Below are 21,238 nucleotides of genomic sequence, written 5' to 3'. Positions count from 1 at the left end.
GTTTCCCCATGTGAGAGTAGGTCATCGTCAAGATTAAATTCCGAAACCCCTATCTGCGTATGCAGGTAGGGGTTTTGTTTTGCCCGCAGGAAAATGCTCGTCCGTGATAGCACAAATTTGCACAGTTATTTTTGGTTCATGACACTAGAATAGGTCCAACTTTTTCGGAGCCAGAGCCTCTTATGCCAGATCCGGTTGACACCTCAAGGCTGTCAGAATTACCGCTGGATGACCTGGTGGCGTGTCATGAGTGTGACTTGCTGATGCGCAAGCCCGAACTCGCCCAAGGCGAGAAAGCACTCTGCCCGCGCTGCGGCTACGAGCTCTATGCTCATCGACACAATGTCGTGCAGCGCAGTCTCGCTTTGGTCATCGCCGCTTTATTGTTGTACATCCCGGCGAACTTTTTACCCATCATGCAGCTCAATCTACTCGGGCAATCCTCACAAGATACTGTCTGGACCGGTGTTGTCGGCTTGTTCGATACCGGCATGCAAGGCGTCTCGGTGGTTGTATTCCTGTGCAGCATGGGGATTCCGTTGCTCAAGTTGCTCTGCCAATTAATGGTGTTGTTGAGCATCCGTTTTGATATCGGACGCAGCTACGGTTTGCTGCTCTACCGCATTTATCACCATCTACGGGACTGGGGGATGCTCGAGGTCTACCTCATGGGCGTGCTGGTGGCGATCGTCAAACTGGCAGATATGGCAGCCATTACCGTAGGCCTTGGATTAGCGTGCTTTATCGGTTTGTTGTTGGTCCAGGTCTGGTTGGAGGTGGTGATGTCGCCTCATCAGATCTGGCAGGCTTTGTCAGGAGAGGATGCCCATGCGGGCAATTGATGCGGGCATTCTGATTTGTACTGAATGTCATGAATTGAACAAGCAGCAAGCAGATACCGACGAGCAGAGCTGCACCCGTTGTGGTGCGCTCGTGCATGTCCGACGACCAAACAGTCTAATGCGAACCTGGGCACTGCTGATAACCGCAGCGATTCTCTATATCCCGGCCAACCTGCTGCCGATCATGACTGTCAGTTCATTGGGGCAGGGTGATCCGAGCACCATCATGTCCGGTGTCATTCAGTTGGTTCAGCACGGCATGATTCCCATCGCCGCCGTGGTTTTCATCGCCAGCATTCTGGTGCCCACGTTCAAGTTGGTGGGCATCGCGTTACTACTGTTTTCGGTGCAGCGCCGCCAACCACTTTCGGCACGACAGCGCATCTGGATGTACCGCTTCATTGAGTTCATCGGCCGCTGGTCAATGCTGGACATCTTTGTGATTGCCATCCTGGTGGCGGTCGTGAATTTCGGACGGCTTGCCAGCGTCGAAGCCAATCTTGGCGCCATCGCTTTCGCCAGTGTGGTGATTCTGACGATGCTTGCCGCAGTAACTTTCGATCCCCGACTGATTTGGGATAACACGGAGTCGGACGACGACCATGAATGACTTGCCTACAGCTAAAACCCGACCGGCCTCGAACTGGTCTGCCATCTGGGTATTGCCCCTGATCGCATTGATCATCGGCGGCTGGCTCGGCTGGCGTGCCTATAGCGAAAACGGCATCGAGATTCAGGTGCGCTTCGATAGCGGTGAAGGCATTCAGGCCAACAAGACCGAGGTGGTCTACAAAGGCATGTCGGTCGGCAAGGTAAAAGCCCTCAAGCTCGATGACGAAGGCAGTTCAAAAGGCGTGATCGCCACCATTGAGATGAACAAGGACGTTGAGCCCTACCTCAAGACGGGCACACGCTTCTGGCTGATCAAACCAAGCGTGACGCTGGCCGGTATCACTGGACTGGAAACCCTCGTCTCGGGTAACTACGTCGCCGTCAGTCCCGGCGAAGGCGAACCCACTCGCAAGTTCAAAGCATTGGCCGAAGAACCACCGCTGTCGGATGCCAAACCTGGTCTGCACCTGACGATCAAGGCTGATCGTCTCGGCTCGCTGAATCGCGGCAGCCCGGTGTTCTATAAGCAGATCAAGGTCGGTCAGGTCAAAAGCTACGTGCTCTCCGAAGATCAAAGCACCGTTGAGCTCAAAGTCTTCATTGAGCCGACCTACGCCAACCTGGTGCGCAAACACACGCGTTTCTGGAACGCGAGTGGCATCAGCATCGATGCCAACCTGTCGGGCGTGAAAGTGCGCAGCGAATCCCTGGCCAGTATCGTCGCCGGCGGCATCGCGTTCGCCACGCCGGAAAACCGCAAGGACAGCCCGCCGACCGATCCAAGCCTGCCGTTCCGTCTCTATGAAGACTTCGACGCCGCCGCTGCCGGCATTCGGGTGAAGGTCAAGCTCAGTGACTTCGAAGGCTTGCAGGCCGGTCGCACGCCGGTGATGTACAAAGGCATCCAGGTCGGCAATCTCAAAGCCCTGAAAATTGATCCGGATCTGTCTGCCGCCACGGCCGAGCTGACCCTTGATCCATTGGCCGAAGACTATCTGGTCGAAGGCACTCAGTTCTGGGTGGTCAAACCGTCGATCTCGCTCGCCGGCATCACCGGCCTGGAAGCCTTGGTCAAAGGTAACTACATCGCCGTGCGACCGGGCGACAAAGGTGCGGCGCCGCAACGTGAGTTCGTGGCGCGTCCGAAAGCGCCGCCGCTGGACTTGCGCTCACCGGGTCTGCACCTGGTGTTGTTCACCGAAAACCTTGGCTCACTGGAAGTCGGCAGCCCGATTCTCTACAAACAGGTCAAGGTCGGTTCGGTCCAGAGTTATCAGTTCTCCAAGGTCAAGAAGCAATTGGTCATCGGTGTGCACATCGAGAAAGAATACGAAGGACTGGTCAATGCCTCCACGCGTTTCTGGAATGCCAGTGGTGTCACGCTCACGGGTGGATTGACCGGCGGGATCCAGGTCAAAAGTGAGTCGCTGCAAAGCCTGTTGGCCGGGGGCATTGCATTCGAAACCCCGCGGGCCAATGCGCCATTGAAGAAGCGCATCCCTCGTTTCCGTCTGTTCCCCAGCCATGAAGAGGCGAATCTCAAAGGCACCGTGGTAACCATCAAGGTTGACCGTGCTGACGGCTTACACAGCGGCACGGCAGTGAGATTCAAAGGCCTGGACGTTGGCAAGGTTGAAGACGTCGACCTCAGCGATGACCTGCAATCGGTCCTGCTCACCGCGCGGATCACTGAAGTCCCTGAGCGCATCGCCCGGGTGGGCAGCCAGTTCTGGGTGGTCAAGCCTGAATTGGGGCTGATCAAGACCTCGAACCTCGAGACCCTGGTCACCGGTCAATACATCGAAGTTCAGCCGGCAGCGAAAAATCTAGGACCGCAGAAAAACTTCGTCGCCTTGGCCAATCCACCGGAAATCGCCAAGCAAGAAGCCGGTTTGAGCCTGGTATTGAGTGCTGCTCGCCGTGGTTCGTTGAAGATCGGTGTGCCTGTCACCTATCGCGAAGTCACTGTCGGCAAAGTGACAAGCTACGAGCTCGGCCAGACGGCGGATCGTGTATTGGTGCACATCCTGATCGAGCCAAAGTACGCGCCATTGGTGCGCAGCGGCACGCGTTTCTGGAACACCAGTGGTTTCGGTTTCGACTATGGCTTGTTCAAAGGCGCGACGGTTCGCACCGAATCGCTTGAGACGCTGATGCAGGGCGGTATTGCCTTCGCTACACCGGACGGCGAGCGTATGGGCGGCCCGGCGCGAGCCGAGCAAACCTTCCCGCTGTTCGACAAGTTTGAAGATGAGTGGCTGACCTGGGCGCCGAAGATTGCCCTCGGTAAGCAGTAGGGTTAATTGGTGTCGGTGATGACGCCTTCGCGGGCAAGCCCGCTCCCACATTGATTTGGGCCGTACACAAAATTTGCAAACGGCGCTGACCACTGTGGGAGCGGGCTTGCCCGCGAAGAGGCCCTCAAGCTCACGTACAATGTCCAGCTCTAAACAAAAAAGGCCGCGATCCATTGGATCGCGGCCTTTTCATTGCCTTCGATTAATGCAGATCAGACGGCATCCAGCTCCGGCTCATCCGCTTCAACGTTAACCACGGCCTTCACCTCATCGTGGCGACGAATGTACTTCCAGTCCGCCTCATCGATGTAGATGCCGTTAGGTCCGCTACCCCCTTCCAGGTCAATCGCCACACTGGCGCAGACCTGTGGCTTCACGCTTGCGAGAATCGGCACGAAGCCCAGTTGCAGGCTGGTTTCCAGCAAAGCGGCCTGGTTCTTCTCGTCGATGTCCGCCGCTTCGTCGAGGTAGTACGGCAGGCGTACGCGACCGGCCTGATCGCGGTCCATCAAGTGCAGCAACAAATACATGTTGGTCAGCGCCTTGATGGTCATCGTGGTGCCGTTGGATGCCGCGCCATCGATGTCGGTGTGGATCACCGGCTGGCCGTTGACCTTGGTGATCTCGAACGCCAGCTCGAACAAGTCCTTGAGGCCGAGCTGGTTGTGGTTCGCCGCCACCAGCCGCGCCAGGTATTCCTTGGCCTCTTCGTTCTTGTTGTCCTGCTCGGCGCTTTGGCTAAGGTCGAAGACGGAGAGGGTTTCGCCTTCTTCGTACTGGCCGGCGCTGTGGATGATCTGGTCGATGTGCTTGAGCGCTTCCTTGTTCGGCGCCAGCACGATGCGGAAGCTTTGCAGGTTGGACACCTGACGCTTGTTGATCTCGCGGTTGAACAGCGCCAGTTGGTGTTCGAGGCTGTCGTAGTCGCTGCGAATGTTGCGCAGCGTCCGGGCGATGTCGGTGACCGCCGCACGGCGCGCCTTGCCGAGGGTCAGGGCTTCGTCGGTGCGGTGTGCATAGGCGTTGATCAGCAGTTGCAGTCGACGCTCCATATCGTCTTCGCTGTCGAACTTGGCCACGCCCTTGAGGCGAACCTGCGCATACAGCGCCTCGATCTGACCATCGCTGCGCTGCAAACCTTGCCAGCTGTCTTGATAGTCATTGAGCAGCGGCAGCAGGTTGTCCATGGAATCGTCGATCGGGTCCATGAACGGCGTGCCGAACGGCAGGTCCGCCGGCAACAGCTGACGACGGCGCAAGGCATCGTCGAGGGTGCGTTGCTTGGCTTCCATGTCGCCGATTTGTCGACCAACCAGTTGCAGCTTGGCCGACAGTTGCTGGACGCGTTCGGTGAAAGCATCGCTGGAACGCTTCAATTCGTCCTGCGCGGCTTCCATCTGCGCGAGTTGTTCGAGCTTGTCGCCTTCTTCGGCGCTCAGGGTCTGCGTGCGACGGAAATCTTCCAGGGCTTTCTGCGCATCCAGCACCTGCTGGTACAGCGCTTCGGTCTGGGTCTTGCTCGCGGCGCGGTCGGCGGCCACGGCAGCTTGAGTTTTAAGCTGCTTGAGTTCTTTCTCCAGACGCTCTTTCTGATCGCGCAACGCCGCGCGGTCAGCGAGGGCCTGCAGGGCAGGGGGCTCGATGTTCGAGATGTCGATCGACAGGCCCGGCACTTCGAAGCGCTCGCCTTTGAAGCCGTCGAGGATCAGCTCCATGGATTTGACCCACTGACCGTCCTCGTCCAGCGTGATGCCGTGCTCGCCCAGCGGCAGGCTGAACAGCGCGCTGTTGAACAGGCGCATCAGGCGCTCGACGTCCTGTTGCGAGAACTCTTCGCGCAGACGGGCGTAGCTGTTGTTGTCGGCGTGATCGAGTTGCTGCTTGACCGACTTCAGGCGTTTTTCCAGATCGCGCAGACGCTCTTCCAGGTCCTCGGCGCTGAACTGCCGCGACTGGGCCAGCGCGCCGGCCAGTTCGTCGTGCGCGTCCTTGGCCGCGAGCAATTGCTGCTCCAGCACTTTGACGTCATCGACCAAGGCAAAACGATTCTTGAGCGCAGACAATTCACCGAGCCAGCGCTGGATGCCGGTGATTTCCCGTTCCAGGCGCATCAATTCCTGCGTGCCGCCGCGCTGATCGTTTTGCAGCGCGTCCTGTTCGTTGCGGTAGTGTTCGGCCTGAATCGTCAGCTCTTCCTTGCGCGCACTGGCGTAGTCCGACCAGGTGCCGAGCAACGAGTCGAGCAGAGGCGAGATCCGGTGCAACTTGCCGCGCAGGATATTGCGCTGGGTCACGCCTGCCGCAAGGGCTTCAACCAACGGGCCGGCGGTGACCAGCGAGTTGTAGTCCTGCTCCATGCGTCGCACATCGCGGAAGGCTTCTTCACACGCGGCGATGTAATCGACACTGCCGGAACGCAAGCTGTGTTCGAAGGCGTCGAGGAACAGTTGCTTGAGCTTGGCCGCGGTGATTTCGCGCATGTGCAGCAGGTTGATGAACAGGGCGCGGAAGGTCTTCAGGCTCTGTTCGCTGGTGGAGCGCAGCGGGATCAGCGTCAGGTCCAGCGGAACCGAGGTGTGACCACCGACCAGCAAGCGGCGCAGTTCATCCGGCTTGAGCTCGTAGGCTTTGAGGCCTTCGCGTTCAAGGTTGGTGAACAGCTCTTTCTGGCGCAGGCAGGTGTCGTTCTTCTGGTAGTGCGCCAGATCCAGTTTGCCGGCGTAGGCAAAGAACTGGTGACCGAAACCACCGCCCGGGCCGCGACCGACCACGCCGATCACGTGTGGACCGTGGGGCAGCGCGACTTCAACGAGGATGTAACTGGTGTCCGAGGCGAAGTAGAAGCGTCGGGATTGTTCCAGGCTGTACTTGCCGAAACTCATGTCCGACATACGCGCCAGGATCGGGAACTGCAGCGCGTTGATCGATGCGGATTTACCAAGGTTGTTCGCGCCGTAGACCGACAGCGGTTCTTCCAGCGGAAACAGCCCGAGGCTGTAACCGGCGGTGTTCAAAAGGGCGAAGCGGCGGATGCCGTAGCGTTCCTTGCTCATGCGTCGGTCTCCTGTTCTTCGGCAATGGCGCGGGCCATGGCGTCTTCTTCGCTTTCTTCTTCGAAGTCACTGAGGTCCAGCGGATCATCGGTTTGCAGCAGTTTTTCGTCGCTGTCGTCATCGATCAGCACCGGAACCGGCAACGGCAACACGCTGTGCAGACTGGCCGCCAGATCGCGGTCCTGCTGAACCGACAGGCACACGTCGAGGAAACGGTGCATCGGCGGCAAGAAACGGTAGATGCCGTTTTCTTCGCCGGCGAAGCCGAGTTGGGTCATGCGCCGCATGATCTTTTCTTCGAGCTCTTCGACGGTCTGCACTTCGGCCTGGATGAACAGGTCGCGGTACTTTTCCAGCAACGAAGGCAATTCATCGCGACCGAGGCTGCCGCCGTCGAGCACGGCAACCGGGTCACGGCCCTGGTCGGCCAGGTGCTCGACGACGATGAAGGTGAACAGCGCCAGACGCTGGGCAGTCTTGTTCACTGCGGCGGCGGCCAGGTCCGGGACGAAGTAATAGAAACCACGGGTGTCGCAGACCAGTTCAAAGCCCAATGCCTTGAACAGCGTGCGGTACTGATCCTGGAAGTTCGACAGTTGTGCGTACAGCTCCGGGTCGCGGCGGCTGACGTGGTAGCCCTTGAACAGCTCGCGAAAGATCGGCGCCAGCTGGGACAGTTCGTTTAGATCAAGATGCATGTGGGGTGCTCGCAGAATCCTCGGCGGTGTCGCGGGCCGAGAGCAGGGCGAAGGAGCGCAGGCTGACCTGGTGCTCATGAGTGTGGTAATCGCGGCGTTCCAGACGCTCGCGTTTGAAGCGTTTCTCGCGAGACAGGCGCGAGAACCAATACAGCAATTCGTCGGTGGCGCCGTCCGGTTCCTGCTCCAGCAGCCAGGTCATCAGGTCCGGCATCGGCAGGGCGTCTTCGCAGCGTTCGAGCATTTCCCGAACCGTGCGTGGCGCGCGTGGCGCTTCGCCTTTCTGGGTCTTGTGGGCCTTGGGGAAACGCGCCGGTTTCGGCTCGAATCGGGCCAGGGCATACACGTAGGCTTCGACCTGACTGGCGCTGCCGAGGAAGGTGCTTTGCGGGCGGGTGAACATCGGCATCGCGGCTTGTGGCACCGCATCGATGCCTTTACGGCGAATGGCCGACAGGGCCAGCGCCGCGCCACGGGTCACGGCGTTGTGCCGGCGGGCCTCTTCACGCAGCGGCAGCAGCAGCTCGCGGGCATGACGCAAGGTCAGTTGCGCGCTGGTCTGCATTTCGAGGATGCGCGCGTGGGTACGCAACAGCATGTCGTCGTCGACCAGATGGCCGAGGCGCTGCTGTTCGCTGAGCATCTTCAGCAGCACGGTTTCGACCTTGCGCACGCCTTGTTCAAAGGCACCGTCAGCATTCACCAGATCGATCATCGGCTCGACGTATTCGTCCCAGGTCGCCAGTACTTCCGCGTAACGCTGACGCAGGGGAATCTGCCGGTCGCTGGTCTTGGCCCGTTCGGCCACGGCTACCAGTGCCTGTTCGTCGTTGTCGAGTTTCTTCAGGACGTCGCGCACACGCATGTCGAGCAGACGCAACTGGCGCGCCAGGTCGTGGCCGTCGCGAATGTCGAAGGCATCCTGGATGTAACCGGCCAGACGCTCGAGGTGACGCAAGTAGGCTTCGATTTCCAGGCACAGGCCCAGACGATGCTCACGGCGCAGGTAAGCGAGGAAGTCGTGAATCTGTGCGTTGAGCTCGAAACGGTTCGGGCTTTTCGCCACCGGAACCAGAATGTCGAGGCGGATCCATACGTCCAGCAGGCTGGTGATGTCCTGCGGCGTACTGTCGAGTTGCTGGGCGGCCAGCTGCGTGCGCAGTTCGTTGAGGCTCAAGGTGCCCTGGTCGAAGTGCTCGCACAGCGGCTCCAGAAGTGCCCAGTGTTCAGCGAGGGCGCGCAAGACGCGCTTGGGTTCGATCATCGGAATGGCCGGCTGGTTAGCGATTAAAAGCCGCGATTGTACTGCATCACAGGCATGTCGATTCACTCTCGGGACGGAGTGTCGGTTTTCTATCGATCAACAGCGGGCGATCTTTAGCGAAGGGCGGTAGAATCACTGCACTTTAGTTATCCACAAGTGGCCGACCTTTGCTTATCGAGTCCCGTCGCCGCGCCTATTTGACCGCCATGCAGGTGGTCAACTGGCTGCCGCGCACCGAATTACCCTTTGCCGCGCCTTCGCGTCCCGAGCTGCTCGAGATGCCTGAGCCGCTGGTCGTCGCGCCAGTGGCTCAGGCTCCAGTGGCCGAAACGCCCATGGAACCCGTGGTCAAACCGGCTGAGCGGGTGAAAATCGAGGTGCCACGTCCATCCCTCGCCAGCACGCGCACGAACGCCAAGGTCGAGGAAGAAGAGGCGCCGGTCGTGGCCAAGGCACCGGTCGTGCCGCCACCGCGTTTCGCCCTGCAATTGCTGCGCGCCGGTCGTTGCCTGTTGCTGGTGGAGTTACCCACAGGCGAAACCTTCCAGACCCGCGATCCCGCCTATCTGTTGCTCAAGGACATGCTGCGTGCCGCCGGTCTGCCGGACAGCCCACAGATTGTCGGCGAGCCCGTGCGCTGGCCGCTGCTGGTACGGGGCACCATGGATCAAGGTCCTGAAGCCGCCCGTGACTTTGTGCAGGGGTTTCTCTCAGCCCGCCTGGAAGACGCACCGTGCGTCTGCGTATGGCTGATCGGCCTGCCGGCGGTGCGTTTTGCCGGCGAGGCGAATGCAGAATCCTTCAACCGTGAACTCCAGGTCGAAGGCCTGGGCTCGGTCTGGGCCCTGCCGGGCCTGGAATTATTAATGGAAGAGCCACAGCGTAAGGCTGATGTCTGGCAAGCCATGCGTCGGCTGATGGCGCGTTGGAAAGAATCGAATGAGTGACGCTGTATCGTTTCGCCCGATGACCGAGGCGGACCTGGACGCTGTACTGAAAATTGAATACGCGGCGTACAGCCACCCCTGGACCCGCGGGATTTTTCTGGACGGGCTGGGCAAGTACCAGATCTGGCTGATGTTCGAAGGGCAGCAGCAAGTCGGTCATGGCGTGGTGCAGATCATCCTTGATGAGGCGCACCTGCTGAATATCACGATCAAGCCGGAAAACCAGGGGCGTGGCCTGGGCTTGACGCTGCTTGAGCACTTGATGTCCCGGGCGTATGAAGCCAAGGCGCGCGAGTGTTTCCTGGAAGTGCGCGACAGCAATCGTGGCGCGTTCAAGTTGTATGAGCGCTATGGCTTTAACGAGATCGGGCGGCGTCGGGATTACTACCCTGCTGTTGGTGGTCGGGAAGATGCGGTGGTCATGGCTTGCACCCTGGTCGACTGACTACTTTTAAAAGCTTCGCGAGCAAGCCCGCTCCCACATTTAATCGCGTTCCTCATATGGATCTCGGTCAAATGTGGGAGCGGGCTTGCTCGCGAAGGCGGCTTAACAGGCGATAAAGATCAACGATTACCGTCCATCGGATCGCGCCGCGCCAGTTCCTCTTCATCCAGCCCATTGCCTCCACCAATGTCGTCTTCATCGACAATGCTTAAATCCCAATCGGCCTGATTGCCCTCACCGGCCTCATGAGCGTCCCGCGCGCCGTCCTCACGAATCAACGTTTCCGGGCTCATGTCGTCGTCGGTGGGTTCATGGTCGTCGGTCGAGGCCCCCGTCATTCCTGCTTCACGCACGCGTTCGCGGGGCATCAATCGCTCGCGTTCGTTTTCCGGCAGTTCATCGCCAATCCTGGCGCTGGGCTCTTCCTCGTCGAAATCCAGCTCATGCAGCGAGCCCATGCGGTCTTCGTTATCATCGATGGGCTCAGGTTGCGCCGCATCGTACGGACGTCGTGAATCAGTCATGGCAATTCCTCATACTGTGGGCCTTACTAAGGTGGACCCACGGGGCTCCTGAGAATTCCACCGGCCATAGTTGCATCAAGCGCGTGACCTCGACGGACGGTTGTCTGTCAAACCAGCGCATCATTCTTGAGGCTTTACAGCATGAACGAATTACAAGATCTGATTGATAACAACGAACGCTGGGCCGAAGCGATCAAGCAGGAAGATCCGGACTTCTTCTCCAAGCTGGCCCGTCAACAGACGCCGGAATACTTGTGGATCGGCTGTTCCGATGCCCGCGTGCCGGCCAACGAAATCGTCGGCATGTTGCCGGGCGACCTGTTCGTCCACCGCAACGTGGCCAACGTGGTGCTGCACACCGACCTCAATTGCCTGTCGGTGATTCAGTACGCGGTCGACGTGCTCAAGGTCAAACACATCCTCGTCACTGGCCACTACGGCTGCGGCGGCGTGCGAGCCTCGATGCAGGACCGACAGCTGGGCCTGATCGATGGTTGGCTGCGCTCGATTCGTGACCTCTATTACGAAAAGCGTGAAGAACTGGCCGTGCTGGCGACCGAAGAAGAGCGGGTAGACCGTCTTTGCGAGCTCAACGTGATCCAGCAAGTCGCCAACGTCGGGCACACCAGCATTGTGCAAAACGCCTGGCATCGCGGGCAGAGCCTGTCGATCCACGGTTGCATCTATGGCATCAAGGACGGTCGCTGGAAAAGCCTGAACACGACCATCAGCGGTTTTGAGCAACTGCCGCCGCAGTACCGTCTGCGTCCGGTTGAAGCGCAGTAGAGCGTTTCGACAGAGATTACGCCGATGCCTAAACAGCAGGTGATCGGGCGCATGAGCTGAATGCCGTTGCGCGTGAGCCATCGCTCACGCGCAACGTGCACCGGCGATTACAGTGCCGGCACCGGCACCGCTGTCTCGGGCGCCGGGGCTTGCAGCTGTTTGAGCTGCGACTGGATCGGCGTTGTCGCGCACTTGGCCACGGCTTGTTCAGGCGTCAGGTTGCGGATTGAGGTGTAGAACAGCTCACAGGTTTTTTCTTTCTGGGTCACTTGCCACGTCTGCGTGCAGCTTTTCAGCTGTACGGCAGGATCGCTGCCCGGTTTGCTGCCCATGCCGGCTTGCCAGCAGGCGGCGCTCAAATCTTGCCCCATGACTGTCAGGCCTGCGGCATCGGCCTTCGCCTGGGGATCTTCGCCGGTGTAGGTGGCCGGGTCGGCGGCGTACCAGATATAACTAGGGTGATTGGAACCCAGCACCGGCACGTTCACCCCGGCGCTCGGGCTGATCGTGGCCAGGCCCAGCACATTCACGGTCGGGCCATATTGCTGCTTGATCCAGTTACGCACTGGCGCGCCGAAGGCAACCATCGGCAATGCCGCACCGTGGGTATTCTGGCTGACTTCCTTGACCATGGTGGTCTGGTAGTCCTTGAAATAGCCGTAGACACCTTCCAGATCCTTGCCCGCATTGGCCGGCGCAGCAATCGGCGCGATATCGATGATGGTCTGATAGCCCGGCGTCTGGGCGGCCGGAATACCGTTATCCGTCAGCAGCGTGGCCCAGCGATCCGTGGTGGCCGAGCGCAGGTAATCCTGGGCTTGCGTCAGGGAGTAATCCGGCGGGAAGTGCAGCAGTTCGACACTCTTGCGATTTTCCAGGGCCATGCCCAGCGGCAGGAACAGATACCAGTTGAACGCCCATTTGCCATCCGCATTGAGTTTCTTGGCACCGGTATACGCCAGATCGCCCGCATCAAGCAGTGCGGCCAACGGTTTTTCGTAACCCTTTGGCACGCCGCTGATGTCGGCGTAGAGGTGATCGTTATCGGTTTTGACCCGCACTTTCGCGGCGCTGTAACCATCGCGCTGCACGCTTTGGGTCAGGTAATGCTCGACGGTCTGCTCGAGCGTCCAATGACGGAAGCAGATCACGTTGCAGTTGTTGGGGTAGGCGAACAACCGAGTGACGCGTTCGGTGCTGCCCAGTTTCAGATCGACATCGGCGTGAGCGGCGGCGCTCAGGGTGAGGGCCGCAAGGGTAAGTCCTGTCAGTTTGAACATGCTCAGATCCTTTTCAGCGTGGACCCGCGTCGATCGCGGGCCATAGCTACTTAAGCAGATCGGCCGACAATCGCTCAACTGAACTTCAAACGAGTCAGGTGATAGTCCGGGTAATACATCAGGCACGCGAGGATTACCCCGACCATGAACAGCAAAAACACCAACTGCAACGGGCTGAAGTGCGCCCAATGCAGCGCCGTCAGCCATGGCCGTCGGGCGCTGAGTTCAGGGTCGAGCTGACCGATGCGCCGTTTGTGCAAGAGACCGATCAGCATAAAACCGAGGTAAGTCACCACGCCCGGCCAACCCAGCAAAATCCCGAACAGCAACGCGAGCACGGCTTGCGGAGCGCCGTGCCGTATCACCAGCCAACGGGTGTCCGGGTTCCAGTGCCGGGGCACGAGGCCCTCGGTCAGCCAAAGATCCTGGACGATAAATTGCGACGTGATCGGCACCCACCAGCTCAGGGCGAAGCGCAAGAAACAGACCGGAACGAAGGCCAATATCAACGGCATGCCGATGCTGTAGCCGAGGGATTTGTGCTCGGTCGGCAAATAAAATAAAAACATCGCCAGGGCAATACCCGCCCAGACCTGCACCCAGGTTTCGTCGGCGATGGGGCGTGGCAAAAAACGTCGCCAGTGAAAGACATCGGCATGGGGCAACCGTAAACGCAATTGCGGATAGCGCCACTTGAGGGTTTGCGCCAGGTCATGACAGGCCTGCCATTCGTTCTGGCCGAAGCCGTCGATCATTTTCTTTTGCTGCCGATCCTTCATCGGGTTCATCAGCAAGTGCGCGGCCTGAACGTCGGCGGCCCAGGTCCGGCTGTCTTGCGCCTTGGCCCGGAGGTTTTCGTAAAAACTCTCCTGATGGCAGCGTTCGATCAAGGCCGCCCAGGTCGACGCGGGCTCTGGATGAATACCTTTTTCGTTGTCCCAGCCAAACACCTGCCCGACGCGGTCAAACAGCGGCAAGCTCCACTCGGTATCGCTGAACAGTTGCAGGATGATTCGCTGCCATTCCTGGCGACGATCAAACACTTGTAGCCAAGGCTGTGCCGTGTAGCTTTTGAGCAAGGTGAGAAACTCTCGCTCCTTGCCACTTTCAAGCAATTCCTGCAACGCCTGCCGATAATCCTGCAGCAAACCGCTGGCGAGGGCGTCTCGCTGCCAATCAGTCATTTCGACGTTTTGCCAGGGCGCCAACCAATCGAGGTGCTGGACTGCCCACGCGGATACCGGATTGCGCAGGCCCGGATGATCGAAGCACAGCGCCAGCAGCAACTGCTCAAACGCTTGGGCGCATTGCTGTTGTTGCGCCTGCGCCCAGCGTTCAGTCAGGTTCTGTTCCGAGAGCCCGTCGATCAATGCCCGCGCCGCCAACTCCTGCGGCGCGACAAGCGATTCGTGCGATGGCTGGGCGTGGGAAGGCGCAAGGTTCAGCGAGCGAAGAGGAGGCGGACTTTCAAGTTTCAGGGGGCGCAGAAAGGGCGGGTTTTCAACGTTCAGCGGTTGACGGTCGAGCACATCGGACCACGCCTGGAGGTTGGCGTGATTCGGCTGTTCTGCGCCTTCGACCATTGCAACTTCGCGCTGGTGCGTGGCGTTTTCGGCCCGCCATTGGGCAACTTCCAGCGCATGCTCATAGGCTTCGCGCAAGCGCTGGAAACCCTCGGGATCTTCATCGGGCCGGAAGGTTTTCAGCAGTCGCGCATAACTGCGCTTGATGGTGCGCGCGTCGGCGTCTTCGGGCAATTGCAGCACTGACCAGCAATCCATGTTGGCGCTCCTTACTGCCAGAGGCCGTTGTCCAGTGAGCTCAATTGCTGCGTCAATTCACTGCGCGCCTCACGAATCCGGCGTTCGTCCTGCGAATCAAGGACGTGCTGAAACTGTTTGGCCCAATGACCGATCTGTTCACGCATCTGCCCCAGACTTTCCTGATAGAGACGCTCAAGACGTGCGGTCAGAACCGTGTTGACCTGCTGATCTCGCGGGTGAATCTTCAGCAGCGCCAGGCCCGCCAGCCGTTGCTGAATCTCCTTGGGCGTCAGCACGCCGGGATTGTTCTCGATCACCAGCGAATGCAAGTCACCGGTCAGCGGCACCACCACTTGGGCCTCAAGCAAACCGTTGTTGTCATAGGTGAAGCGTACGTCCAGCGCGACTTCGCCAGCCTTGCGTTTGGGTACTTTGATGTCCAGCTCGCCCAGCGCCACGTTGTCTTTGACCAGGCGGCTTTCGCCCTGATAAATCTTCAGCAGCACGTGTTCCTGATTATCGTGCAGCGTGTAGACGGTCTTGACCCGGCTCACCGGCACGATGCTGTTGCGCTCGATAATCGGCAGGTAATGGCCACTTTCGAATTGCTGACCGATCTGGGTCGATGTCTCGATGCCCAACGTGTAGGAACAGACGTCCGTCAGCACCACTTCTTCCAGCGCGGCGGAACGTGCCTTGAGCGCGGCTTGAATGGCCGCGCCATGGGCCACGACTTCGTCTGGATCGAGGCTGATCGAAGGGAAACGCCCGAACAGCCCGGCGGCCAGTTTGCGCACCAGCGGCATGCGCGTCGTACCGCCTACCAGCAGGATTTCGTCGAGGTCACTGACGCGAATACGCGCGTCTCTCAGCGCCCGTTCAATCGGTGTGCGCAGGCGTTCGAGCAACGGTGTGTAGAGGGTGGCCAATTGTTGTTGGGTGATGGTTTGCGTCCATTGCTGACCATCGACCCGCAGGCTGAATTCGGCGCTGGCGTCTTGACCCAACGCTTTGCGGACGCGCTCGGCTTCGCGACGCAGAGGCTGGATGATGCTGGCGCGGTCGGGGAAACGATCGGTGTTGCGATGGTGCTCGAGAAAGTGCTCGAGCAGCACGCTGTCGAAATCCTCGCCACCGAGGAAGTTGTCGCCGGCGCTGGCACGCACTTCCATGACGCCATCGAACAGCTCCAGGATCGACACGTCGAACGTGCCGCCGCCAAGGTCGAAAACCAGGAACGAGGTTTCCTTGTCCCGTTGGTGCAGCCCGTAAGCCAAGGCTGCGGCGGTCGGCTCGTTGATCAGCTTTTCGACCTTCAGGCCGGCCAGCTCACCGGCAATTCGCGTCGCCTTGCGCTGGGCATCGCTGAAGTAGGCCGGCACGCTGATGACGGCTTCGTGCACGGTTTCGCCAAAGGCCCGTTCCACGTCTTCTTTCAGGCTTTTGAGCACCAGTGCCGAAAGCTCCTCGGGACGGAAAGTTCGGTCTCCGAGGCGTACTTCGGTTGCGCTGCCCATGTGGCGCTTGAACAGCGAAGCGGTCTGGCGAGAGTGGGTGTGCAAACGCTCACGGGCTGCCTGGCCCACCAAAACGCGGCCCTGGTCATCGAGGCCGACCACACTGGGTGTGAGGAACTGGCCCAAGGCATTGGGCACCAATTCGCTGGACTCTCCACGCCAGACGGCGACAAGGCTGTTGGTGGTCCCCAGGTCAATCCCTACGATCATTGCAATGAACTCCCTTTACGGCCTGCAAAAAAACGCAAGGATATTCCCGGAGCAGCGGGGCGGTAAAGCAAAGTAGTGGCATTGAGCTATTATTTTCGACGGAGCGTGTTCCAGCCCTCAGACGTTGAACACAAGCGCGTTGGTCAAGTCACCCATTGGCTTCTGTCCGCTGGCAATCATCGCCTGGTCGCGCTGCTTGAGTCCGTCGAGCTGCTCAAGCCCGAACACCCTTGTGATCAGCCGCAGAATCGATGCCGTGTCGTAGACGGTGTGATCCACCGTGCCCTTGCGTGCAAAAGGCGAGACCACCAAGGCTGGCACCCGTGAGCCAGGTCCCCAACGATCGCCTTTTGGCGGCGCTACGTGATCCCACCAGCCACCGTTCTCATCGACGGTGACCACGACCACCATGTTTTTCCACTGTGGGCTTTCACGCAGCACCTTCAGGGCGCGGACGATGTGCCGGTCGCCAGACGCCACATCGGCGTAACCGGCGTGCATGTTCAGGTTGCCCTGGGGTTTGTAGAAACTCACCGCCGGCAGTTTGCCGGCCTCGGCATCGGCGAAGAACAGGTTGGTGCTCGACTCATCGCCCAGTCCCGCGTCCCGCAGCCGTTTGCTGCGCTCGGCAGGGTTCTCGGGCCCCTGTTGCTTGAAGTAGTTGAATGGCTGATGGTGATACTGGAAGTTCGGAATTTGCGGAATGCCGGCAGAATCCTTGTACTGATCCAGCGTCGCCTGCCAACCTCCGGCGTACCAGGCCCAGTCAACGTTCTTCTTCGAGAGTTTGTCGCCGATGTGCTCGTGGGTCTGCGGGACCAGCACGTTTGGCAGGTCAGGCTTGGCATACGCCGGGCGCTCCGGGTCGCGAATCCAGGTCGGCCAGTAGGGCGGCGCGAGTGTATTGACGCCATAGCCGTCCGGCGTCAGTGCGCTGGGGCCGAATTGCGGTGGGCCGGTCATGGCGCTGGCGGGGGATTTCTCCAGCGGTTTGAGTCGCGGGTCCAGCGGATCATCGCTTTGCAGCGTCGCGATCTGCGCCTTGGCCACGGAGTTGGCCGCGTCGGGGTAGAACGGCGCGGTGGCGCTGATCAGGTACTGGTGGTTGAGAAACGAGCCACCGAAGGCGCCCTGGAAAAAGTTATCGCAGAGGACGAACTCCCGGGCAACATCCCACAAGCGCAGGGAATATCGACTCTGGGCGTAATGGCCCATGGTCAATCCGCCGGAGTCGGCCCACGCGACGAAACCGTCATTCTTGCCGCCGTTGATCTGCATCTGGTTCTGATAGAACACGTGCCACAGGTCGCGCGTAACCAGGCCCAACGGCAAGTCTTCAGCGTTCGGCCCCTTGAGGGCAAACGGCGCGTTTGGCAGATGCTCCTGAAACTGGGTTTCGCTGGGGTAAGTCACACCATCGAGGGTTTGCGGGCCGATCTGCAGCACGCCGCCCCACACTGGTGGCAGCGTCTGCAACAGACTGCCATCGCGATCACGCTGTTGATATTCGGCAGGCTTGAGCGCCGACAGCGGCTTTTCGACTCCTGGGAAGTCGCCGAACAGATTGTTGAAGCTGCGGTTCTCGGCGTAGATCACCACCACGGTTTTCACCTGGTCGTGCAGGGCCTTGTCCATTTGCGCGGGGGACAAAGGATGCTCGCCCGGTTTGCCCGTGTCGTCGCCCTGACTGCCGCAGGCGCTTAGAGTGGCACCGACGCCAAGCACGGCAACACCGCCGAGAAAGCGACGGCGACTGGTGTCTACAGGGTGATCGTCGTCAGGGGCGGGGGTGTTGCCGGGGTCTTTGTCGTCGTTCATGCCGAATTCCTTTTTGCCCAGATTGTTGCAACATGTTTCGGCGGGACGCTAGCAGCGGGATGTGACAGAAGGGTTACGGCCCTGAATATGAGCGAATTGCAAACGTGGGAGCGAGCCTGCTCGCGATGGCGTCGTTACAGTCAATAATGATTTCGACTGGAACATCGCTATCGCGAGCAGGCTCGCTCCCACAGTTGTTTTGCGGTGCTCTTGAAACGGTTAAGGCATCACCGGTGCCGTGTACGCCAGTGTCGTCCCCAGCGCCCACAGCAGAAACAGCACCAGCGGCGTGTGCACCAGCAACTGCACAAACGAGAAACCGATCAAGTCCCGCGCCTTCAACCCGAGCACGCCCAGCAGCGGCAGCATGTAGAACGGGTTGATCAGGTTCGGCAGGGCTTCGGCGGCGTTGTAGATCTGCACGGCCCAGCCCAGGTGGTAGTTCAGGTCAGTGGCCACTTGCATGACATACGGCGCTTCGATGATCCACTTGCCGCCGCCGGACGGGATGAAGAAACCAAGAATCGCCGAGTACACGCCCATCAGCAGCGCATAGGTGTCGTGGGACGCGATGCTGACGAAGAAGGTGGAGATGTGGTGGGCCAGGGTCTGTGCGTCGGTGCCTTTGACGGTGGTCATCAGCGCGGCGATCGAGCCATACAGTGGAAACTGGATCAGCACACCGGTGGTGGTCGGCACCGCGCGGGCCACCGCATCGAGGAAGCTGCGCGGGCGCCAGTGCAGCAACGCGCCGAGCATGATGAACAGGAAGTTGTAAGTGTTCAGGCCCGAGATCGCGCTGATCGCAGGTTTGGTCGAAAATTCGTGGAACAACCATCCTGCCGCCAGCAGCACCAGCACAATGATCAGCAGCGGGCTGTGCTCCAGCCATTCGCCGGGGCGGGTGCGCGGTTGCAGCGGCGGCAGGTTGAAACTCGGGTCGATACCGCAGGCTTGGGCGTCACGGGCGGTGTTGGGGCCCGGTGCGGTTGCATAGGCAATGATCAGCGAGACCACGATCAGCACCAGCAACATCGCGCCGGACTGCCAGAGAAAGATCGTTTGGGTGAAGGGAATGACGCCGGTGATCGACAGAATCGATGGTGGCAGACTGGCCGGGTTGGCCTGCAATTGCGCCGCGGAGGACGACAGACCCAGGGCCCACACGGCGCCAAGCCCCAGATAGGCTGCGGCTCCGGCGGCGCGGTAATCCATTTTCAGGTCGACACGGCGGGCGAGGGCACGTACCAGCAGACCGCCGAACACCAATGACAACCCCCAGTTCAGCAAGGACGCGACCATGGAAATCAGCGCGACCCAGGCCACAGCCGAGCGGCCGTTTTTCGGGATGCGCGCCAAGCGGTCAATGAGTTTCACCGCGGGCGGCGAGCTGGCGACTACATAACCCCCGATCACCACGAACGCCATCTGCATGGTGAACGGGATCAGGCTCCAGAAACCGTCACCGAAAGCCATCGCCGCATCCGTGGGTTTGGCGCCCATGATCATCGTTGCCACGGCGACAATGATTACCGCCAGGGCCGCAAATACCCAGGAGTCGGGGAACCAGCGTTCGGCAAAACTTGAACAGCGCAGGGCAAAGCGGGCGGAGCGGGTATCTTCGATATCAGCGGCCACGGGACTACCTCTAATTTTTATGTTTGTTGTGGTCCGCGGGGGCTTTGAAGACACTTCAAAGGCCCGTCTGGACAGGTGCCAACAGTAAATCAATCAGTCATTTTTTGTGACGAAGTTTAGCCAGTCTGAGACTTTGGTCTAACGGGTTGTCCGTGGGCGCATTTGCGTAGACCATGAGCGCCTTGGTTTTTGCCTGTGCCAGAGTTCTTTTCATGACTGCCAACACCGATGCGCGCCCGGCGCCGTTTTCCCGCTCGGACTACAAGACCCTCGGCCTTGCGGCCCTTGGTGGCGCGCTGGAAATCTATGACTTCATCATTTTCGTGTTTTTCGCGCTGACTCTCAGCCAGCTGTTCTTCCCACCGCAAATGCCTGAGTGGCTGCGTTTGCTGCAAAGCTTCGGCATCTTCGTCACCGGCTATCTGGCGCGTCCGTTGGGTGGAATCCTGATGGCGCATTTCGCCGACCGATTGGGGCGCAAGAAGGTGTTCAGCCTGAGCATCCTGATGATGGCGCTGCCGTGCCTGCTGATCGGGATCATGCCGACCTACGCCCAGATCGGCTATCTCGCACCGTTGCTGCTGTTGGTCTTGCGGGTTCTGCAAGGCGCGGCGGTGGGCGGTGAAGTACCGAGCGCCTGGGTGTTCGTTGCCGAGCACGCACCGGCCGGTCATCGCGGATACGCCTTGGGTTTTCTGCAGGCCGGGCTGACCTTCGGCTACTTGATCGGCGCCCTGACGGCGACCTTTCTGGCGCAGGCCTTCACTCCGGCGGAAATCCTTGATTACGCCTGGCGTTACCCGTTCCTGTTGGGCGGCGTGTTTGGTGTGATTGGTGTCTGGCTGCGTCGCTGGCTCAGTGAAACCCCGGTATTCATGGCAATGCAGGCCCAGCGCGATGCCGCGGTCGAACTGCCGCTGCGCACGGTCTTGCGTGAACATCGCCTGGCGATGTTGCCGGCGATGATCCTCACCTGCGTACTGACGTCGGCGGTGGTGGTGTTCGTGGTCATTACCCCGACCATGATGCAGAAAACCTTCGGCATGACTGCCAGCCATACCTTCGCCTTGAGTGCCTTGGGCATTGTTTTCCTGAACATCGGCTGCGTCCTCGCCGGGCTGCTGGTCGATCGCATCGGCGCCTGGCGCACCGTCATGCTCTATAGCTTGCTTCTGCCGCTGGGCATTGGTGTGCTCTATACGTGTCTGATCATCGGTGGCAACTGGATCGGCCTGGCGTACGCGATTGCCGGGCTTGGTTGCGGGGTTGTCGGGGCGGTGCCGTCGGTGATGGTCAGCCTGTTTCCGGCGCGGATCCGCGTTTCGGGTATTTCCTTCACCTACAACATTGCCTACGCGGCATGGGCGAGTATCACACCGCTGTTGCTGATCGGTCTGATGCCATGGAGCCCGTGGATCTGCGTGATCTTCTGTGCCGTGATGGGCGCCGTGGGTGTTAGCAGTGCGGCGTATTTCGGCGCGCGGATGCCACGGGTCGAGCGCTGTCCGGCCGCTGGCGCGATATGAACGAAGGGGTGGGTATCG

General features: G+C 59.9%; 16 protein-coding genes. 7 read left to right on the top strand and 9 right to left on the bottom strand.

Annotated elements, in window-relative coordinates; all coding sequences use genetic code 11:
• The first annotated feature begins 182 nt into the window (after nt 1-182).
• Genes HNR03_RS26615 through HNR03_RS26605 form a run of 3 tightly spaced genes read left to right on the top strand, consistent with a single transcriptional unit; the run spans nt 183 to nt 3,751 of the window.
• Entirely contained in the window at nt 183-842 is a 660-nt protein-coding gene (locus tag HNR03_RS26615; protein WP_222588457.1) for a paraquat-inducible protein A, read from the top strand.
• Nucleotides 829-1,452 carry a paraquat-inducible protein A gene (locus HNR03_RS26610; RefSeq protein ID WP_222588456.1) on the top strand — a complete coding sequence of 208 codons (624 nt, stop codon included), beginning with the start codon at nt 829-831 and terminating at the stop codon, nt 1,450-1,452. Before HNR03_RS26615 ends, HNR03_RS26610 begins: the two co-directional genes overlap by 14 nt.
• Entirely contained in the window at nt 1,445-3,751 is a 2,307-nt protein-coding gene (locus tag HNR03_RS26605; protein WP_259156985.1) for an intermembrane transport protein PqiB, read from the top strand. Before HNR03_RS26610 ends, HNR03_RS26605 begins: the two co-directional genes overlap by 8 nt.
• A 212-nt stretch (nt 3,752-3,963) precedes the next feature.
• Here HNR03_RS26605 and mksF read toward each other — a convergent pair whose 3' ends face one another.
• From mksF to mksB, 3 genes are read right to left on the bottom strand one after another with little or no spacing between them, the layout of a single operon-like run.
• Nucleotides 3,964-6,804: an Mks condensin complex protein MksF gene (gene mksF, locus HNR03_RS26600; RefSeq protein ID WP_259156983.1), complete on the bottom strand. Its 2,841-nt coding sequence runs from the start codon at nt 6,802-6,804 to the stop codon at nt 3,964-3,966.
• On the bottom strand, nt 6,801-7,502 hold the full coding sequence (gene mksE, locus HNR03_RS26595; RefSeq protein WP_090179959.1) for an Mks condensin complex protein MksE: 702 nt from the start codon (nt 7,500-7,502) through the stop codon (nt 6,801-6,803). Before mksE ends, mksF begins: the two co-directional genes overlap by 4 nt.
• Nucleotides 7,492-8,766 carry an Mks condensin complex protein MksB gene (gene mksB, locus HNR03_RS26590; protein ID WP_167360476.1) on the bottom strand — a complete coding sequence of 425 codons (1,275 nt, stop codon included), beginning with the start codon at nt 8,764-8,766 and terminating at the stop codon, nt 7,492-7,494. Before mksB ends, mksE begins: the two co-directional genes overlap by 11 nt.
• 206 nt (nt 8,767-8,972) lie before the next feature.
• Between mksB and HNR03_RS26585 the strand changes: the two genes are divergently transcribed.
• The gene (locus HNR03_RS26585) at nt 8,973-9,713 is read left to right on the top strand and encodes an energy transducer TonB (protein WP_259157015.1); all 741 of its coding nucleotides are present in this window, start codon (nt 8,973-8,975) and stop codon (nt 9,711-9,713) included.
• On the top strand, nt 9,706-10,158 hold the full coding sequence (gene rimI, locus HNR03_RS26580; RefSeq protein WP_259156982.1) for a ribosomal protein S18-alanine N-acetyltransferase: 453 nt from the start codon (nt 9,706-9,708) through the stop codon (nt 10,156-10,158). The genes HNR03_RS26585 and rimI overlap by 8 nt, the downstream gene beginning before the upstream one ends.
• A gap of 119 nt (nt 10,159-10,277) precedes the next feature.
• Here rimI and HNR03_RS26575 read toward each other — a convergent pair whose 3' ends face one another.
• The gene (locus tag HNR03_RS26575; RefSeq protein ID WP_259156980.1) at nt 10,278-10,682 is read right to left on the bottom strand and encodes a serine kinase/phosphatase; all 405 of its coding nucleotides are present in this window, start codon (nt 10,680-10,682) and stop codon (nt 10,278-10,280) included.
• Between the two features lie 141 nt (nt 10,683-10,823).
• Here HNR03_RS26575 and can point away from each other — a divergent pair, with 141 nt between their 5' ends.
• Nucleotides 10,824-11,468: a carbonate dehydratase gene (can, locus tag HNR03_RS26570; protein WP_222588451.1), complete on the top strand. Its 645-nt coding sequence runs from the start codon at nt 10,824-10,826 to the stop codon at nt 11,466-11,468.
• Between the two features lie 107 nt (nt 11,469-11,575).
• Here can and HNR03_RS26565 read toward each other — a convergent pair whose 3' ends face one another.
• The 5 genes from HNR03_RS26565 to HNR03_RS26545 form a co-directional block, all read right to left on the bottom strand.
• On the bottom strand, nt 11,576-12,748 hold the full coding sequence (locus tag HNR03_RS26565) for a hypothetical protein (RefSeq protein ID WP_259156978.1): 1,173 nt from the start codon (nt 12,746-12,748) through the stop codon (nt 11,576-11,578).
• A 74-nt stretch (nt 12,749-12,822) separates the two neighbouring features.
• The gene (locus HNR03_RS26560) at nt 12,823-14,529 is read right to left on the bottom strand and encodes a J domain-containing protein (RefSeq protein WP_259156976.1); all 1,707 of its coding nucleotides are present in this window, start codon (nt 14,527-14,529) and stop codon (nt 12,823-12,825) included.
• Between the two features lie 11 nt (nt 14,530-14,540).
• Entirely contained in the window at nt 14,541-16,238 is a 1,698-nt protein-coding gene (locus HNR03_RS26555) for a molecular chaperone HscC (protein ID WP_259156975.1), read from the bottom strand.
• A 117-nt stretch (nt 16,239-16,355) separates the two neighbouring features.
• Nucleotides 16,356-18,056 (bottom strand): acid phosphatase, encoded by a 1,701-nt coding sequence (locus HNR03_RS26550; RefSeq protein ID WP_259156973.1) that lies wholly within the window; start codon nt 18,054-18,056, stop codon nt 16,356-16,358.
• 219 nt (nt 18,057-18,275) lie between these two features.
• Complete coding sequence (locus tag HNR03_RS26545; protein ID WP_259156970.1) at nt 18,276-19,694, bottom strand: short-chain fatty acid transporter; 1,419 nt, start codon at nt 19,692-19,694, stop codon at nt 18,276-18,278.
• Between the two features lie 212 nt (nt 19,695-19,906).
• Here HNR03_RS26545 and HNR03_RS26540 point away from each other — a divergent pair, with 212 nt between their 5' ends.
• Nucleotides 19,907-21,220, top strand: coding sequence for an MFS transporter (locus HNR03_RS26540; RefSeq protein ID WP_259156968.1), 1,314 nt, complete (start codon nt 19,907-19,909; stop codon nt 21,218-21,220).
• The last annotated feature ends 18 nt before the right edge of the window (nt 21,221-21,238 follow it).

It is taken from the genome of Pseudomonas sp. JAI111, from assembly GCF_024809425.1.
GTDB lineage: Bacteria > Pseudomonadota > Gammaproteobacteria > Pseudomonadales > Pseudomonadaceae > Aquipseudomonas.
The sequence above is the reverse complement of the archived record's forward strand: the minus strand, read 5'-3'. Positions and strand labels throughout refer to the sequence as shown.

What these genes read in the sequence shown, in the direction of transcription:
- rimI (WP_259156982.1), top strand. Translation starts at nt 9,706, where the DNA reads ATGAGTGACGCTGTATCGTTTCGCCCGATGACCGAGGCGGACCTGGAC.
- mksF (WP_259156983.1), bottom strand. Translation starts at nt 6,804, where the DNA reads ATGAGCAAGGAACGCTACGGCATCCGCCGCTTCGCCCTTTTGAACACC.
- HNR03_RS26575 (WP_259156980.1), bottom strand. Translation starts at nt 10,682, where the DNA reads ATGACTGATTCACGACGTCCGTACGATGCGGCGCAACCTGAGCCCATC.
- HNR03_RS26550 (WP_259156973.1), bottom strand. Translation starts at nt 18,056, where the DNA reads ATGAACGACGACAAAGACCCCGGCAACACCCCCGCCCCTGACGACGAT.
- mksB (WP_167360476.1), bottom strand. Translation starts at nt 8,766, where the DNA reads ATGATCGAACCCAAGCGCGTCTTGCGCGCCCTCGCTGAACACTGGGCA.
- mksE (WP_090179959.1), bottom strand. Translation starts at nt 7,502, where the DNA reads ATGCATCTTGATCTAAACGAACTGTCCCAGCTGGCGCCGATCTTTCGC.
- HNR03_RS26555 (WP_259156975.1), bottom strand. Translation starts at nt 16,238, where the DNA reads ATGATCGTAGGGATTGACCTGGGGACCACCAACAGCCTTGTCGCCGTC.
- HNR03_RS26610 (WP_222588456.1), top strand. Translation starts at nt 829, where the DNA reads ATGCGGGCAATTGATGCGGGCATTCTGATTTGTACTGAATGTCATGAA.
- HNR03_RS26605 (WP_259156985.1), top strand. Translation starts at nt 1,445, where the DNA reads ATGAATGACTTGCCTACAGCTAAAACCCGACCGGCCTCGAACTGGTCT.
- HNR03_RS26615 (WP_222588457.1), top strand. Translation starts at nt 183, where the DNA reads ATGCCAGATCCGGTTGACACCTCAAGGCTGTCAGAATTACCGCTGGAT.
- HNR03_RS26585 (WP_259157015.1), top strand. Translation starts at nt 8,973, where the DNA reads ATGCAGGTGGTCAACTGGCTGCCGCGCACCGAATTACCCTTTGCCGCG.
- can (WP_222588451.1), top strand. Translation starts at nt 10,824, where the DNA reads ATGAACGAATTACAAGATCTGATTGATAACAACGAACGCTGGGCCGAA.
- HNR03_RS26565 (WP_259156978.1), bottom strand. Translation starts at nt 12,748, where the DNA reads ATGTTCAAACTGACAGGACTTACCCTTGCGGCCCTCACCCTGAGCGCC.
- HNR03_RS26540 (WP_259156968.1), top strand. Translation starts at nt 19,907, where the DNA reads ATGACTGCCAACACCGATGCGCGCCCGGCGCCGTTTTCCCGCTCGGAC.
- HNR03_RS26560 (WP_259156976.1), bottom strand. Translation starts at nt 14,529, where the DNA reads ATGGATTGCTGGTCAGTGCTGCAATTGCCCGAAGACGCCGACGCGCGC.